The sequence below is a fragment of the Brevundimonas sp. UBA5866 genome, assembly GCF_002432125.1.
Taxonomy (GTDB): Bacteria; Pseudomonadota; Alphaproteobacteria; order Caulobacterales; family Caulobacteraceae; genus Brevundimonas.
The window spans coordinates 16,735-32,069 of the sequence record NZ_DJFS01000011.1 but is presented as its reverse complement, the minus strand read 5'-3'; the positions used below and the strand labels follow the sequence as shown (position 1 = coordinate 32,069).

Genomic DNA, 15,335 nt, shown 5'->3' with positions numbered 1-15,335 from the left:
GGCGGTGGTCAGCCGCACCGCGTCCGCAAGGGCGAGCGTCGCGGCGGCGAGCAAGCCCCGCGTCCGGCCTCGACCTACAACCCGTTGGCCGGAGAAGTGACCACACCGCGCGAACCCAAGCCGGTCAGCGAGATGAAGCGCCGCCCGCGCAAGCGCCCGTCGAACGGCGGCAAGGGTTACGCCAACAAGGGCTAAATCCCTGAAATGATCAAAGGCTGCTACCTCTCGGGGTGGCGGCCTTTTTCATGTCCGCCTGACGCAAACAAAAACGGCGGCCCCGTCAGGAGCCGCCGTTTCCGTTTTCAGATCCGTGACGGATTAGAACTTGATGCGGGTACCCAGCGAGAAGGCCAGGGCCGAGCCTTCCAGCTCGCCGCGCAGGTTCGAGATCACGGCACCTTGCAGCAGGGTGCGGTCGTCGTTCATGACGGCCTTGTCCATGTCCACATAGGTGATGCCCGCATCGAACTGGACGCCGTCGGTCACTTCGGTCGACATACCGACCGAGTACAGCCAGCGGTCCGAATCCGGGATACGGGCGGTACGCAGGGCGTCCGTGGTCGGGGTCGGGTCATAGCCGATACCGGCGCGGAAGGTGGTCTTGTCGCTGTAGGCGTAGTCCAGACCGATGGCGCCGGTGGTGACGTCTTCGTAGTTCTGGTGGATCACGTCACCGCCGCCGGTGAAGTTGACGTTGATCGCGTCAAATTCCGACCAGCCGATGCGGTTGACCTGGGCGTTCAGGGTCAGCTTGTCGGTCGCGGCGTAACGCACGGCAGCGGTCACGAACCAAGGGGTGCTGAAGGTCGCATTGCCGCCGGTCGCGAAGCTGCGCGGAGCCAGAGCGCCCTTCATCGACTGGACGATGTCACCTTCCAGATCGTGTTCGATGGCCGAACGGTACGACAAACCCAGGTCCCACTTGCCGTGGTGGACTTGTGCGCCGACGTTCCAGCCGAAGTCGATGCCGTCACCTTCCAGCGACGAATAGCCGTCGGTTGCCAGCAGCGGCGAGAGCGGGTTGCCGGTCAGCGACGGGATGTTCGAGGTCAGCTTGGCCTTGACGTACTGGGCGCTGACACCGGCGCCGATGTCGAGCCAGTCGTTGACCTGATAGGCCACGACCAGACCCAGGTCAGCCGAGCGCAGTTCCGACGTGTTGGCGTCGAAGCGGGCGAACGAACCACCGTCCGACAGGACATTGCCGACCGACTCGTTGGCACGGTACTTGGTGGTGAAGTTGTAAGGAGCCGAGACAGCCAGACCGATCGACAGGCGGTCGTTGATCGGGGTGGCGATGGCGAAGTTCGGCACCACGCCGCTTTCGACCGGATTGTTCTCGACGGTACGACCGCCCACGGGCAAGCGACCTGCGACCTGGCCGTTGGCCGGGTTGATCAGGGTCAGGGTCGAGCCGGTGTTACGGGCTTCGGAATCGATACGGATGGCGTGCAGCGAGAAGGTCGCTTCGCGGCCCGAACGGGCGATCGCAGCCGGGTTCCACCACAGCGAGGCAACGCCGGTGTCGGCGGCTTCACCCGAGTAGGCACGGCCAGCGCCGCGAGCCGATTGTTCTTGGAGATAGAAGGAGCCAGCGAAGGCCGGAGCGGCCACGGAGGCCATGAGAACGGCCAAGCCGCCAATGCGGGCCACGTTCCTGGAAGTCATGATTTCACCTATAGTTACTGGGTCCACCATTACCGATGCGATGGACCTTTGTTCGGGGAGTAACGAACGCTTATCAGCCTCAACGGCTGTGTCATGGGTGACTGCCCAATAAGACGACAGCGCTCTCCTGAATCCCCGAGCGGCGTTGCGCAGATGTCGCACTTTTGTCGCGCATACTGACCTTGGGTAAGGATTTAATTGCACGTAACGCCGATATAAAAACGATTATTGGACGATTATGGTCAGAAATGAAGCAGATAAGTGCTTCTAAATTGACCTAGCGTAAGGCTTCGTGAACGGATTGCGGTTTTGTGCTAGGCTTCCCATTTAAAGCCTCAAGGTTCATACGACCCGCAATACGCCGCTTCATGCGGCGGCTCCCTTGCGGAAAACCTCCGCCACGAAAGCTCTTTAAGTCATGTACGAAACGCCCGAACTGGAAACCGACGTCCTTGTCCGCAGCCACGAAATCCGCATCCACACCGCGGAAGATTTCGAGGGCATGCGCAAGGCTGGCCGTCTGGTCGCCGAGGCGCTGGACATGATCACCGAGCACGTCAAACCGGGCGTCACCACGGGCGAATTGGACGATCTGGTCCGCGAGTTCACGCTCGACAACGGCGGCATCCCCGCCTGTCTCGGCTACAAGGGCTATGAGAAGACGATCTGCACCTCGATCAACCATGTCGTCTGCCACGGTATTCCGGGCGACAAGGTCCTGAAGGAAGGCGATATCGTCAACATCGACCACACCGTCATCGTTGATGGCTGGCACGGTGATTCCAGCCGTATGTATCCGGTCGGCGAAATCGCCACCCGCTCCAAAAAGCTGATCGATGTGACCTATGAATCGCTGGAACTGGGTCTGGCCCAGATCAAGCCGGGCAACACCTTCGGCGACATCGGCTATGCCATCCAGAAATTCGTCGAGGCCCAGCGCATGAGCGTGGTGCGTGACTTCTGCGGCCACGGCATCGGCCGCGTCTTCCACGACAGCCCCAACGTGCTGCATTATGGCCGCCGCGGCGAGGGTGCCGTCCTGAAGCCGGGCATGTTCTTCACGGTCGAGCCTATGGTGAATCTGGGCAAGCCGGGCGTGAAGGTCCTGTCGGACGGCTGGACCGCCGTGACCCGTGACAAGTCGCTGTCCTCGCAGTGCGAGCACACCATCGGCGTCACCGAAGACGGCATCGAAATCTTCACCCTGTCGCCTAAGGGCATTTTCCGCCCGACCTTCTAAGCGGCTGCAAATGACATGGATCGAGGCCGGCCCTTTACGGGGTCGGCCTTTTTGCTGCCGATCGCCTAGCCTGCAGCTCTATACAGACCTGCGATATCCGATAGTGTCCCGCGCCGGGGGACGCCTATGCTTGATTCACCAGAAACCGACAGACCCAAGCCCAAGGCCCATCATCTCGGCCACAGGGACCGACTTCGAAACCGTGCCCGCGAAGGAGGGCTGCCTTCGCTTCCGGACTATGAGCTGCTGGAACTGTTCCTTTTCCGCAGCCAGCCGCAAGGCGATGTGAAACCCATAGCCAAGGCACTGCTGGACAGGTTTGGATCGCTGTCGGGTGTTTTGGCCGCCTCGATCGAAGACCTGCGCACGGTCCGTGCCGTGGACATCAAGGGCCGCACCAAGGCCATTGGCCCGGAGACGGCCCTGGACCTGTGCGCCCTTCAGGAAATCGCCCGGCGTGTCTCGCTGGAAGAGGTCGCCAAACGTCCTGTCATATCCTCATGGACGGCACTGCTGTCCTATGTGCGCATTACCCTGCAGCACGAGCCGCGCGAACAGTTCCGCGTCCTCTATCTCGACCACAAGAACCAGTTGATCCGAGACGAGATCCAGAACAAGGGCACGGTGGACCACGCCCCTGTATATCCCCGCGAAGTGGTGCGCCGCGCCCTCGAACTCAGCGCCAAGGCCATGATCATCATCCACAACCACCCCTCGGGCGACCCTACCCCCAGTCGCGCCGACATCGACATGACCCGTCAGGTGATCGAGGCCTCCAAGGCCCTGGAAATACAGGTCCACGACCATCTGATCGCCGGTCGCCACGGTGTAACCAGCTTCAAGCAATTGGGGCTGATGTGACCGTTCTTTCTACCGCCCGCATGACCCTGTCGCCTGTGGTCCTCGAGGACTTCGATGACCTGGTGCGACTGTGGCGGCAGGAAGGGGTGACGCGTTACATCACCGGCCGCCCGCTGACGGAAGAAGAGGTGTGGTTGCGCCTTCTGCGCGACATAGGACACTGGACCAGTTTGGGTCACGGCAATTGGAGCCTCAAGCTCCACAACGGCACAATGGTCGGCTGTGTGGGACTGTTCGATTACCGACGGGATCTGGTACCGGCTTTCACCGATACCGAGGTCGGCTGGGTGTTAGGCGAAGACTGGCACGGACAGGGGCTGGCCCGCGAAGCCGTCGAGCGCGCCCTCGAACACGCTGACAGAAAGCTCAATCTTTCCCGTACTGTGTGCATGATTTCAGCCGAAAATCCGGCCTCCATCAAACTGGCCGAAGCGGTCGGATTTCGCTTCTATGCCGACGGACATTATAAAGCCGGTTCCGTACGCCTATATGAGCGTATGCGCGCCAAGGGTGCCGTTACAGGCTGACATCTGGCCTCTGGCGCATTAATTGCTTTTTACTGTACAGCTTTGAACGAGTAACCTCATGCCTATGTCCGCTGAAGAACTGCGTGCGCACCTGACCGAGGCCTTCCCGGATGCCGTAGTCGATCTGAACGACACGGCAGGCGACGAAGACCATTGGGTCGCCGTCGTCATCTCCAGCGCTTTTGAGGGCATGAGCCGCGTGAACCGTTACCGTGCCTGCAATGCTGCCCTGAAAGGCAAGCTGGGGACGGTAGTGCATTCTGTCAGTTTTGACGCCAAAACCCCGACCGAGGTCGCCTAAGCATGCGTTTTCGCCCACTTGGAGACGCTGGAACAGCAGTATCCAGCATCACCCTTACGCTGGATGCCGGCGTCGCGGCGACGGGTGCGGAGAATATCCGTGCCCTTGTCTATGCTGCCCTTGAAGAGGGCGTGAACAGTTTTCACATCGACAGTCTGGATGGCACGCTGATCCGTACCTTCGGTGATGCGCTGAGCGACATCGACCGTGACCTTCTGCACATCACCCTGACGCTCGGCCCGTTGCCGAACGGTCGCCGCGACTTCTCGGTCGATGGCGTGAACGCGGTGATGGATGCGGTTCTGAATGCGACCGGCATCAACTACTTCGACGCTGTGGTTCTGGATGACCCCGCCGAAAGCGAGCTTCCTGTGCAAACCCTGAAGACGCTTCGTGCCGACGAACGCATCATGCGCCTTGGTATCCGCGGCAATTCGGATGTCATGGACATCTACATCAGCAGCGGCCGTTTCGACCTGCTGTTCACCCCATGTCACATCCAGCTGGATCAACGGCAACGGGCGTGGATGCGCTCGGCCAAGGAACAGCAGTTGATCGTTTTCGGCACCGAATACTATCCCGAAGAGCTGCTGAATCCGGCCAAGCCCCCGCCCCCGCCCGAACCGACCAAGGGGCTGTTCGGTTTGAGCCGCAAAAAGGTCGTAGTCGAAGAACCTCTAAGCCCGTTCGCCTTCCTGCACACGACGGCTGGCTGGGAAGCGGAGGACCTCTGCCTGGCCCACGCCCTTCTGGACCCGTCGCTGGGCTCGGTCGTGGTACGCGCTTCGGACGTGGAAAATCTGCGCCGTCTGGCCCGTGCCTGCGAACGCGACATGCCGGTCAGCATGCCGGCCCAGCTGGAGATGGCACGCGTCATCGCCTCGCGCGCGGCCTGAGGTCACGCGACCAGCGCCATACGGCAGCCTTAGCCGCCTAGAGCGACAAAGGCCCCGTTGGCAAAGCCCGGCTTGGCGTACTTCAAGGTCTGGCCGTCATCGGTGATGACGCGCCCGCCCGCCGCCTGCAGCACACCATGACCGGCTGCGATATCCCATTCGGATGTCGGCCCGGTCCGCGGATAGGCATCAAAGCGCCCTTCCGCGATCAGGCATAGTTTCAGCGACGAATCCAGCGCCTGCCAGCGCGTGCAGCCATGACGCCGGATCAGACGCTCCGCCTCTTCGTCGCTCAGGCTATGGCTGACCAGAGCCACCGGCTCAGCGGGGCGCTCTCTGACATGGATGGGCTGCCACGCGCCCTGTCCCTGACGGCGGAAGGCTCCACCTGCCTCGGGACCGCTGCGCCAGCTGATCCCGGTCGCGGGTGCCACCACCGCACCGGCCACGACCAGCCTGTCGCGCACCAGCGCGATGTTGACGGTGAAGGCTTCGCGGCCCGCCACAAAGCCCCGCGTACCGTCCAGCGGATCGATCAGCCAGAACCAGCCCTCACCCGCCTGCGGCAACCCCTTGGCGCAGGCCTGCTCCTCGGCGATCGTCTGTACACCGGGCCATTCCGCTTCGAGACGCGAAAGAATTAAACGCTCCGCCGCTCGGTCGGCTTCGGTGACGGGGCTGGCATCCGCCTTTTGTTCGGCCACGACGCCTGCGTGCCAGAAGCCCCGGATGACCTCGGCGGCCTCTTCGGCAATTTCTGCAATGATTTCAGCCAGTCTTCCCGACTTCAGATCGGATGCAAGCCGTTGCGCCACCGCGCTGGACAAGGGGGCTGGGGCAGGCGTTTCAGAGGGGGAAAGCGGCTCGGACATGGTTTTGTCCAGATACTCCAAACAGGCGGTTTTACGAACCGCCAAATCAGGTCAGTTATAGTTAACCTTCATTAACTACGTTTTTGATCCTCGTCTTTCTGGATCGGTACCGCCATGTCCTTTTTGACCGACGCCGCTCACACGGCTGCCGACAACGGCACACAGCCTGCCCTGCCACAGGGGGCTGAACTGACGGCTCTGGTCGCGGCCAAGCTGTGCCACGACTTCATCAGCCCGTCTGGTGCCGTCATGTCGGGACTGGATCTGCTGGACGATCCCACGGCGCAGGACATGCGCGATGATGCGATGGGCCTGATCCGCCAGAGCGCCCGCAAGATGATCTCGCTGGTCAATTTCTCGCGCGTCGCCTTTGGGGCGTCCACCAGTGCCGAGACCTTTGCCAGCGACGAGCTGCACGCCCTGCTGCTGGGCCTGACCGAGGGCGGTCGCGCCCAGATCGAATGGCGCATTGCCCCGTGCAACCTGCCCAAAGCCCATGCCCGCGCCCTACTCAATCTCGCCTATCTGACCGCCGGTGCCCTGCCGATGGGGGGAACGGCAGTGATCACCTGTCGCGAGGAAAACGGCTGGCTGTTGATCGCCGGTCAGGCCGAGGGCGGACGTGCCCGCCTCAAACCCGAAGCCCTGACGGGCCTGAGAGGACAGGCTCTCACCGAGGGACTGCACGGACAGTGGATCCAGCCCTATTGGCTGTGGCTGACGGTTTCCGAAGTGGGTGGCCGATTGGACACCGCTGTCGAGGAACAACGTGTATCCCTGTTAGCCAGACTACCCATGACGGTATAAATTTGGCATAAGCTGGGCCATTAGTTCACTGCCAAGGTTCCATTTCGGGACTTTTTGGAGTTTGGTCCACTGCCTACACCGCTTTGTCTCATAGTCGATGACAGCCGGATCATTCGCAAAGTGGCTCGACGTATCGTCGAGGCACTGGGCTTTGAGGTGGCTGAAGCCGCAGACGGCATCGAAGGCCTGGAGCAATGCTTGCGGGCCATGCCCGACCTCATCCTGCTGGACTGGCGGATGCCGACTATGGACGGCATGGATTTCCTGTCACAGCTCAAGCACCAAACCGGCGGTGTCTTGCCCAAGGTGCTGTTCTGCAGCATGGAAAATGACCCCCGCCGCATTGCCGAGGCCCTGGCAGCCGGTGCCGACGACTATGTGATGAAGCCGTTCGACGGCGAAATACTGCAGTCCAAGATCGACGAACTGGGCGATCTGGGTAGACACGCCGCATGACGCCCGAGGATTTCGACAGGCTGCAAAGCTTGATGGTCAGCCGTTCGGGATATGCCCTGACGTCGGACCGTATGCAGTTGGCCGAGCATCGGCTGGGGCCGATCGCCCGCCGCGAGGGGTTTCACAACGTCGAGGCCCTTCTGGCCAATCTGTGGGCACGGCCGGTCGGCTCTCTCGCATGGTCGATCATCGAGTCGCTTCTGAACACCGAGACCTGGTTCCGGCGCGAGCGCAATGTGTTCGACCTCTATGCCCGCGAAATCCTGCCTGCCCTGGCCAAGGCCCGCAATGGACGCCCGATCCGCATCTGGGTTGCCGGCGGTGCCTCGGGACAAGAGGCGTTCAGCCTCGCCATGAGTGCTCTGGAGCAGGATATAGCCGTCGATATCCTCAGCACCGATCTTTCACGCCGCGCGCTGGAGAAAGGCGGACGTGGCATCTACTCGGGGTTTGAAATTCAGCGTGGTCTGACCGCCCACGCCATGCTGCGCTGGTTCGGTCCTGTCGAAGACCAATGGCAAGCCAAGCCGGATCTGCGTCGCATAATCCATTTCGATCGCGCCAATCTGTTGGACCCTCTGCCTCCCGATCTTACGGCCAAGGGTCCGTTCGACCTGATCTTCTGCCGCAATGTCATCAGCGACATGGTCCCCGACGCCCAGATGAAGGTTCTGGACCGGCTGTATGAGCCGCTATTGCCCGATGGCTGTCTTTTCCTGGGCACTGACGAGCGCACCGACACCAAACAGTTCCGCCCTGTTGCAGGCCGGGCGGGGCTCTATGTCAAAGCCCCCAACCGCGACCAGTTCGCCGCCTAACCCAACAGTGCCTGACGCGCGACGGCCTTTACGCCGTCGGTCGCAACATCCCGGAAGTCCAGATCGGTCGTGCCGAAATATTTCCTCTGGTTGCGCGCGCACCAGTCGGTGGTGGCCAGCCGCAGCCTGCCCGCCTGACGCCCGCCCGCACTACGCGGTGCGGCATAGATGAAATCTCCGGTCATCTCGTCGATCGGCGTCGGACTGTCCTGGTTACAGACCTTGAGAATGGCGGGCAGTCGCGCGGCGTCCACCTCCGCCACCTGAAGCCGACCGTCAAAACGCACCACTTCGTCAAAGTGGAACTGGTCGATATCGCCGCCCTTCAACCCTGTGCCCAGTGTGGTGTGGCCAATAAAGCCCCAGTCGGCATCGGCGGCATCGGCAAAGCCGACGCAGACCTTGCGCGCTGTGTCGCCCAGAGACAGGGGCAGAGGGTTCCGCCCCAGAATGGCCCGCTCCCTTTCGGTCAGATGGGTGGCCAATGTCTGACGGACCAGGGCGGCCAATGCGGCATCGACAGGGGCATCGGTCGGCACTTCGCGGATAAAGGTCCGCACGCGGCCGTCATTTCCGTATTCGCCGACCGTATAGGTCTCGCCCCAGCGCCCCGGATGCATATAGCCGGTTGCACCGTCATGATGGGTGAAGAGCAGGTGGTTATGCCCGCCGATCATCAGCGCCCCTTGCGGTACGAGCGGCAGGTATTCGCGCTCGTCCACCACCCCGACGTGGCTGAGTACCAGCTTCAGCCCATCGCCCGCGAGCATGGCGGGAAAGTTTTCCCTCGCCCAGGCCTTCGGCTCCGGAATCTGAAGGAACTCGCGGCTGGCCTGCGGATAGGCATTGATCGATGGCGTGCCCATGCCAACGATGCGCAATGTCTGCGCGCCGATATCCAGGTCTGCCGTCGAAGGGGCGAAGGGCTGGCCTGTGCGCTTGTCGATCAGGTTGCTGACCACCGTCAGCCCCAGCTGGCGCATCCGCGCCACGACCGGATGAAGGTCGGTCACAAGGTCGTTGTCATGGTTGCCGATATTGAAAACCGTCGGTGCAATCTTGGGCAGCTCGGCCATGAAAGCCCAGTCGATCACGCCGTCTGATCGCACCGAAACGACATTGCCATGCTCGAAGATGTCGCCGTTCACGACGATCAGGTGGCCAGCGGGGTTGTCCGCAACCTCCCGGCGGAAGGCGGCCAACAGTTGCGCGATACGGCCATAGGAGGAATGCAGGTCCGAAATCGCCAGCACACGCAGCCTTGGCGCATCAAGCGTCGCAGTCGCCGCCGGCAACGACACACACCCGCCCAACGCCGCCAATGCGGGCACAGCGCCCCCCCACTGCAACATGCGACGGCGCGAAGGCTGGAACTGGGACATACGATGGGGTCCTGACTGATACCGCTAGAATGGAGGCTCTGCTTCCAAGGCATTCGCCATATCAGATCGGGACGCAAAAATCTTAGTCCGTGCCGCCCGAGGCAGGCCTGCGCCCTCTGAAAAATCGCCTCCCGCAAACGTGCGCAAGCCCGTTTCGAGAGCCCTCTTGCCATATCCGCAGGACTGACCACCAATAGGCCGTCATTTGACGGAGGGGTCCGGATGCGTCTGTCCATACTGCTGGGGTCGTTGGCCCTGATGTTCGCCTTGGCTGTGCTGAGCCTGCAGACGCCCTCTCCCCGACCTGTCGATGCCCCGCCAGCGACGTTCTCTGCCCAGCGCGCCATGATCGACATCCGGGAGATATCCAAGGCGCCGCATCCACTGGGATCGGCGGAAAACGCCCGCGTCCGCGCCTATCTGGCGAAGCGACTGGCCGATCTGGACTTCGAGGTCACCGAGCAGACGGGGGACATCTCCCTCAAGGGCGGGCAACGGCTGAAGCGCGAGGGCGGATCGCCCGAGACGAACGGTGCCATCGCCACCAATCTGGTCGCCGTGCGTCGTGGCAGCCAGCCGGATCTACCGTCCCTCATGCTGATGGCGCACTATGACACCAGTGCCACCTCGCCGGGTGCCGGTGACGATTCCACAGGTGTGGCGGTCATTCTGGAGACGGCCCGCGCACTTCAGGCCCGCAATGTCGAAGGGCGCACCTTGATCGTTCTTCTGACCGACGGCGAAGAGATCGGTCTGGAAGGTGCCCGCATCTTCTTTGAAGGCCACCCTCTGGCCCGGTCAGTGGGCTTCATCATCAATCTGGAGGCCCGTGGCGGCGGCGGTCGCGTCAACATGTTCGAGACGGGCAAGGGTGATGGCCCCACCATCCGCGCCTTTGCCCCTATTGCCATGAAGGCCGACGGTGGCGTTACCACCGCCTCGATTGGCTCTTACCTGTATGAGCGGATGCCGAACGGCACCGACTTCACCGTCCCGCGCGACATGGGGATGCAGGGCGTGAACCTCGCCTTCCTCGGGCGCGCCCATCACTATCACACCGAATATTCGACCCCCGAAAACCTCGATGTGGGCACGGTCCAGCAAATGGGTTCGCAAACTCTGGAACTGGCCACCCGCCTTGTTCCCGCAGGTGACCTGCCCCGCTCGGGTCCCGATCTGGTTTACGCCGACGTATTCGGACGACTCGTCATCAGCCACGCCCCCTTCGTCGGCTGGCTGTTGCTGGCCGTGTCGTTGGCCGGGTTGGCCTTTAGTGTCTGGCGCGCCCGAACGGTGACCGGACTTGATCCGAAACAACTGTGGCAGGGCATGCTGGACGGAGTCTGGTTCCTGAGCGCCAGTCTGGTGCTGTCCCAGGGCGTACGCATGTTGGCGGGGCCATTGCAGATGCATGTGGATGGCGTTTCCTTCTACTACACCCTGCTGCGCCGCCTGCCGTGGATGGAAGCGGCAACGGCGCTGGTTGTACTGGGCCTGGCATTTCTGCTGATTTCCGGTGCGCGCGCCTCGCACCGCCGTGTTCTGGGTTACGGTTTGGCCATTGTGACCCTGCTGGTCGCCGTGGTGGGAAAGATGGGCTGGGTCTATATCGGAGCCGGTGCCATCGCCGCCGTGCTTTCGCTCTGGCCGGGTGCATCGGCACGCACCATCTGGGGCGGCTGGACCGGAACGGCGGCGCTGGCCTTCATTCTGGGCTGTGCCCTGCAAGCCGTCGCACCACAGGTCGCGCTGATTGTCATATGGCCCCTGTTGCTGGCCATTCTGGCGATGGTGGTGTCGGCCTGTCTGTCTCCCTCGCTCAGCGAGCTTCGCGGTCTGGTCGCGCCAGCTATTGCGACCATCATCGGCGGCGCATGGCTGATGGGGTATGGCCATTTCGTCTTCCTGGCACTGGGCATAACCGTACCCGGAGCGCTGGGTGTCATCGGTTTTCTGACGCTGCTGTTTGTTCGCCCTCTGGTACCTGCGCGGGGTGATCACTGGCTGATCGGCATGTCTGCGGTCTGCATCATCGCAGCGCTGGCCCTAAGCGGTGCCGCCCGTCTGGCCGAGCCCCACACGCCCCCACCCACCGATAAAGGTGTGCCAAGCGCCAACGCTTAAGCTTGTCGTAGCATCGTTCTGGCAAACGGTCGGAATGAAACTGATACACGCCCTTCAGGACAACAGCGACCCGAACTCTCTGGTGTCGCGTTTTCGCCGCGCCCGCAGTCGCCGTGTCGTCGAACTGATCGAGAAGATCGCCGCCGAAAAGGGGGGCGTCCGGATCATCGATCTTGGCGGCGAGGCCGGCTATTGGCACCTGTTCGATCTCGGTCTGCTGAAGGCCTGCAAGGTCCACATCACCTTGGTGAACCCCGGCGGGGTGGATGATGTTTGGGACGGTGCCCTGTTCAGCGTGATCGATGCAGACGCGACCGACCTGCCGCAATATGCCGACAACAGCTTCGATCTGGTCCATTCCAACTCGGTGATCGAACACGTCGGTGACTGGGTACGGATGGAGGCCTTTGCTGCGCAATGCCGCCGTCTGGCCCCGCGCTATTATGTGCAGACGCCCTATTTCTGGTTTCCGGTCGAACCGCATTTTTCCAGCCTGTTCTTCCACTGGAAAAGCGAACAGTCGCGGGCCCGCGCCCTGATGCGCCGCCCGCACGGCTTTTCGCAGAAAGCCCCCGATGTCGGCGCGGCCATGCGCGATGTCCAACACGCCCGCCTATTGGACAAGACCCAGTTCCGCTTTCTCTATCCGGACGCCACCCACCATGATGAAAAGATCGGCCCGCTGACCAAGTCGCTGATTGCGGTGCGCGGCTAGAACCGCTGGCATACAGACGCGGACGGGATTATCGCTAGGCCCATGTCGCATGCTGTTCTTGTCACCGGCTCGGCCGGATTTATCGGCTTTCACACCACCCAACGCCTGCTGGCGCGGGGCGAGAGCGTCGTCGGCATCGACAATCTGAACAGCTATTATGATCCGGCCCTGAAGCAGGCACGGCTGGATATTCTGCTACGGCATCCGAACTATATCCATCACACCCTGGACCTGTCGGACCGCGAGGGCGTAGCCGCCCTGTTCGCCCGGCATCGCCCCGGGCGCATCGTCCATCTGGGGGCACAGGCCGGCGTCCGCTACAGCCTCGAAGCGCCGGAGACCTATGTCGCCTCCAACGTCACCGGCTTCCTGTCGATCATCGAGGGCGCGCGGGCTGTCGGCTGCGGGCACCTCGTCTATGCCTCGACCAGTTCGGCCTATGGGGCCAATGGAAAGCTGCCGTTCGCGCCGTCCGACGGGGCCAACCACCCGCTGACCCTCTATGCCGCCACCAAGATCGCCAACGAGGCGATGGCGCATTCCTATGCCCATCTGTTCGGCATTCCGATGACGGGCCTGCGGTTCTTCACCGTCTATGGGCCGTGGGGCAGACCGGACATGGCCCTGTTCAAATTCACCCGCGCCATACTGAAAAACGATCCTATCGACGTTTACGGCGAAGGACGCATGAGCCGCGACTTCACCTATGTGGACGACATCGTCACCGGCATTGTCGCCGCATTGGATCGCCCGGCTACGATTGACCGGAACTGGGACGCCAGCCGCCCCGATCCCTCCACCAGCGGCGTGGCCCCGTGGCGCATCCTCAATCTGGGCGCCGGCCGACCGGTGCCGCTGGTGCGCTATATCGAAGTGCTGGAAAGCAAGCTGGGCCGCAAGGCTAGGCTCAACCTCATGCCCATGCAGGACGGGGACGTGACCGATACCGAGGCCGATGTTTCCGCCACCCTGGCGGCGCTCGGTTACGCCCCCTCGACCAGCGTGGAAGAGGGCGTGGGCCACTTTGTGGACTGGTACTGCAACTTCTACCGCGAGAACTGACAGGCCCCGGCTCAGCCGCCGTCGGCCCAGACTGTCTTGTACAGGTCAAAGCGCCGGTCACGCAGGTTCTTCACCGTGCCCTGCGCCCGTGCCCAGGCCAGATCGGACAGATCGAGATCGGCCACCGTCACCGTCTCCACATTCTCCGAAGCCTCCGCGGCAATGCCATCGCGCGCGAAGGGGAAGTCGCACGGTGTCAGGATACAGGACTGGGCGTACTGGATGTCCATATTCTCGACATTGGGCAGATTGCCGACATTGCCGGACAGCACGACGTAGCACTGGTTCTCGATGGCCCGCGCCTGATTGCAGTACCGTACCCGCAGATAGCCCTGACGGTTGTCGGTGCAGAACGGCACGAACAGGATGCGCGCCCCTTCATCCACCATGCGGCGGGCGATCTCGGGGAATTCGGAATCGTAGCAGATCATCACCCCGATCGGCCCGCAGTCGGTCGGGATGGCATGGACGCGATCGCCGCCCTTGATGTTCCACCAGTGCCGCTCGTTCGGCGTCGGATGCAGTTTTTCCTGCTCGTGGACCGAGCCGTCGCGCAGGAAGACATAGGCCACGTTCTGGATGTCGCCGTCATCGGTACGGGTCGGGTGCGAGCCGCCGATGATGTTGACGTTATAGCTGACGGCCAGCTTGCGCATGGCCTCGACAAAGCGCGGCGTATATCGCGTCAGATGCTCGATGGATTCCACCGGCGTCAGTTTCTTGGGCTCCAATGACAGAAGCTGGAGGGTGAACAGTTCGGGGAAGACCACGAAGTCGGCGCGATAGTCCGCGACCACATCGACGAAATATTCGATATTGGCCATGAACTCCTCAAAGCTCTCGACCTTGCGCATCTGGAGCTGGACCGTGGCGACCCGCACCGCCTCCTTGGTATTGAATGCCGCGCCCTTGCCGGTATTCTCCACATAATAGGGATTGCGCCAGACCATGTGCGAGGCATGGCCCATCGACTGTTTGTCGGTCGGCAGATAGCCGCTCAGAACCCCTACCGGCTCGAAGCCCGACCGCAGATGGAAGGCCACAACCGGATCGTTCATCTTCCGCGCCGTGACCGCATCCAGATAGGATTTGGGATCGGGATAGGTGGATTTCCTGCGCGACAGGCCGGGCATGCGGCCGCCAAAGACAATCCCCCTCAGGTTCTGGACCTCGCACAGCTCTCGGCGGGCATCGTAGAGACGCTGGCCGATACGCAGGCGGCGACGGGTGGGGTCCACACACACCTCCATCCCGTACAGCCACTCCCCGTGGGGGTCGTGCCGCGAGGCATAGCCCCCGCCGGTGATGTCCTCCCAGGTGTGGGGGCGCATGGCCGAGGCATCGTCGATGCGGAAGCTGGCGGCATAGCCGACGATCTCGCCTTCGTATTCCACCACCAGCTGGCCGTCAGGATAGATGGCGATCTGTCCGCGCAGCATGCCCGCCGTATAGGGAATGTCATCCTTGTAGACGCGCCCCACCAAGGCGCTGATGGCGCTCACATCGGCCATACGCGCATTGCGGATCGTCAGAAGGGCGGGTTTTGCGGGATCGGAAGCAGGCAGATTTTCAGCGTTCATACCCCCTTAACGCCCCGAAGCTGCAA

Annotated in this window: 15 protein-coding genes and 1 pseudogene; 12 read left to right on the top strand and 4 right to left on the bottom strand. The window is 62.3% G+C overall.

Translation table 11 applies throughout. From position 1 onward, the window contains the following. Positions 1 to 195: pseudogene (locus B3H86_RS01110) on the top strand (ATP-dependent helicase); the annotation flags it as partial. A 123-nt stretch (positions 196 to 318) separates the two neighbouring features. Here the strand turns inward: B3H86_RS01110 and B3H86_RS01105 are convergent. Beyond that, entirely contained in the window at positions 319 to 1,668 is a 1,350-nt protein-coding gene (locus tag B3H86_RS01105; protein WP_292050717.1) for an OmpP1/FadL family transporter, read from the bottom strand. A gap of 418 nt (positions 1,669 to 2,086) precedes the next feature. Here B3H86_RS01105 and map point away from each other — a divergent pair, with 418 nt between their 5' ends. From map to B3H86_RS01080, 5 genes are all read left to right on the top strand, one after another. After that, positions 2,087 to 2,908, top strand: coding sequence for a type I methionyl aminopeptidase (map, locus tag B3H86_RS01100; RefSeq protein WP_292050716.1), 822 nt, complete (start codon positions 2,087 to 2,089; stop codon positions 2,906 to 2,908). Positions 2,909 to 3,034: 126 nt separating this feature from the next. Then, entirely contained in the window at positions 3,035 to 3,769 is a 735-nt protein-coding gene (gene radC, locus B3H86_RS01095) for a RadC family protein (protein WP_292050715.1), read from the top strand. Further along, complete coding sequence (locus B3H86_RS01090) at positions 3,766 to 4,296, top strand: GNAT family N-acetyltransferase (RefSeq protein ID WP_292050714.1); 531 nt, start codon at positions 3,766 to 3,768, stop codon at positions 4,294 to 4,296. The genes radC and B3H86_RS01090 overlap by 4 nt, the downstream gene beginning before the upstream one ends. 58 nt (positions 4,297 to 4,354) lie before the next feature. After that, positions 4,355 to 4,597: a BolA/IbaG family iron-sulfur metabolism protein gene (locus tag B3H86_RS01085; protein WP_292050713.1), complete on the top strand. Its 243-nt coding sequence runs from the start codon at positions 4,355 to 4,357 to the stop codon at positions 4,595 to 4,597. A 2-nt stretch (positions 4,598 to 4,599) separates the two neighbouring features. Beyond that, on the top strand, positions 4,600 to 5,493 hold the full coding sequence (locus B3H86_RS01080) for an oxidoreductase (protein WP_292050712.1): 894 nt from the start codon (positions 4,600 to 4,602) through the stop codon (positions 5,491 to 5,493). Between the two features lie 29 nt (positions 5,494 to 5,522). On the opposite strand, the gene cysQ is transcribed toward B3H86_RS01080, so the two are convergent. Further along, complete coding sequence (gene cysQ / locus B3H86_RS01075) at positions 5,523 to 6,365, bottom strand: 3'(2'),5'-bisphosphate nucleotidase CysQ (RefSeq protein WP_292050711.1); 843 nt, start codon at positions 6,363 to 6,365, stop codon at positions 5,523 to 5,525. A 114-nt stretch (positions 6,366 to 6,479) separates the two neighbouring features. On the opposite strand from cysQ, the gene chpT reads away from it, so the two are divergent. From chpT to B3H86_RS01060, 3 genes are all read left to right on the top strand, one after another. Beyond that, the gene (gene chpT, locus B3H86_RS01070) at positions 6,480 to 7,172 is read left to right on the top strand and encodes a histidine phosphotransferase ChpT (RefSeq protein ID WP_292050709.1); all 693 of its coding nucleotides are present in this window, start codon (positions 6,480 to 6,482) and stop codon (positions 7,170 to 7,172) included. Positions 7,173 to 7,241: 69 nt separating this feature from the next. Further along, positions 7,242 to 7,628, top strand: a complete 387-nt coding sequence (locus tag B3H86_RS01065) for a response regulator (protein WP_292050719.1) — start codon at positions 7,242 to 7,244, stop codon at positions 7,626 to 7,628. Continuing rightward, the gene (locus tag B3H86_RS01060) at positions 7,625 to 8,446 is read left to right on the top strand and encodes a CheR family methyltransferase (RefSeq protein ID WP_292050708.1); all 822 of its coding nucleotides are present in this window, start codon (positions 7,625 to 7,627) and stop codon (positions 8,444 to 8,446) included. Before B3H86_RS01065 ends, B3H86_RS01060 begins: the two co-directional genes overlap by 4 nt. On the opposite strand, the gene B3H86_RS01055 is transcribed toward B3H86_RS01060, so the two are convergent. After that, complete coding sequence (locus tag B3H86_RS01055) at positions 8,443 to 9,828, bottom strand: metallophosphoesterase (RefSeq protein WP_292050707.1); 1,386 nt, start codon at positions 9,826 to 9,828, stop codon at positions 8,443 to 8,445. The two genes, B3H86_RS01060 and B3H86_RS01055, sit on opposite strands and share 4 nt — an antisense overlap. Before the next feature lie 222 nt (positions 9,829 to 10,050). Here B3H86_RS01055 and B3H86_RS01050 point away from each other — a divergent pair, with 222 nt between their 5' ends. Genes B3H86_RS01050 through B3H86_RS01040 form a run of 3 tightly spaced genes read left to right on the top strand, consistent with a single transcriptional unit; the run spans position 10,051 to position 13,729 of the window. Beyond that, complete coding sequence (locus tag B3H86_RS01050; protein ID WP_292050706.1) at positions 10,051 to 11,952, top strand: M28 family peptidase; 1,902 nt, start codon at positions 10,051 to 10,053, stop codon at positions 11,950 to 11,952. Positions 11,953 to 11,986: 34 nt separating this feature from the next. Then, positions 11,987 to 12,667 carry a class I SAM-dependent methyltransferase gene (locus B3H86_RS01045; RefSeq protein WP_292050705.1) on the top strand — a complete coding sequence of 227 codons (681 nt, stop codon included), beginning with the start codon at positions 11,987 to 11,989 and terminating at the stop codon, positions 12,665 to 12,667. A 42-nt stretch (positions 12,668 to 12,709) separates the two neighbouring features. Further along, on the top strand, positions 12,710 to 13,729 hold the full coding sequence (locus B3H86_RS01040; RefSeq protein ID WP_292050704.1) for an NAD-dependent epimerase/dehydratase family protein: 1,020 nt from the start codon (positions 12,710 to 12,712) through the stop codon (positions 13,727 to 13,729). A gap of 11 nt (positions 13,730 to 13,740) precedes the next feature. Here the strand turns inward: B3H86_RS01040 and B3H86_RS01035 are convergent, their stop codons facing one another. Beyond that, a complete protein-coding gene (locus B3H86_RS01035) occupies positions 13,741 to 15,309 on the bottom strand; it encodes a bifunctional GNAT family N-acetyltransferase/carbon-nitrogen hydrolase family protein (RefSeq protein ID WP_292050703.1) in 1,569 nt (522 codons plus the stop codon). Between the last annotated feature and the right edge of the window lie 26 nt (positions 15,310 to 15,335).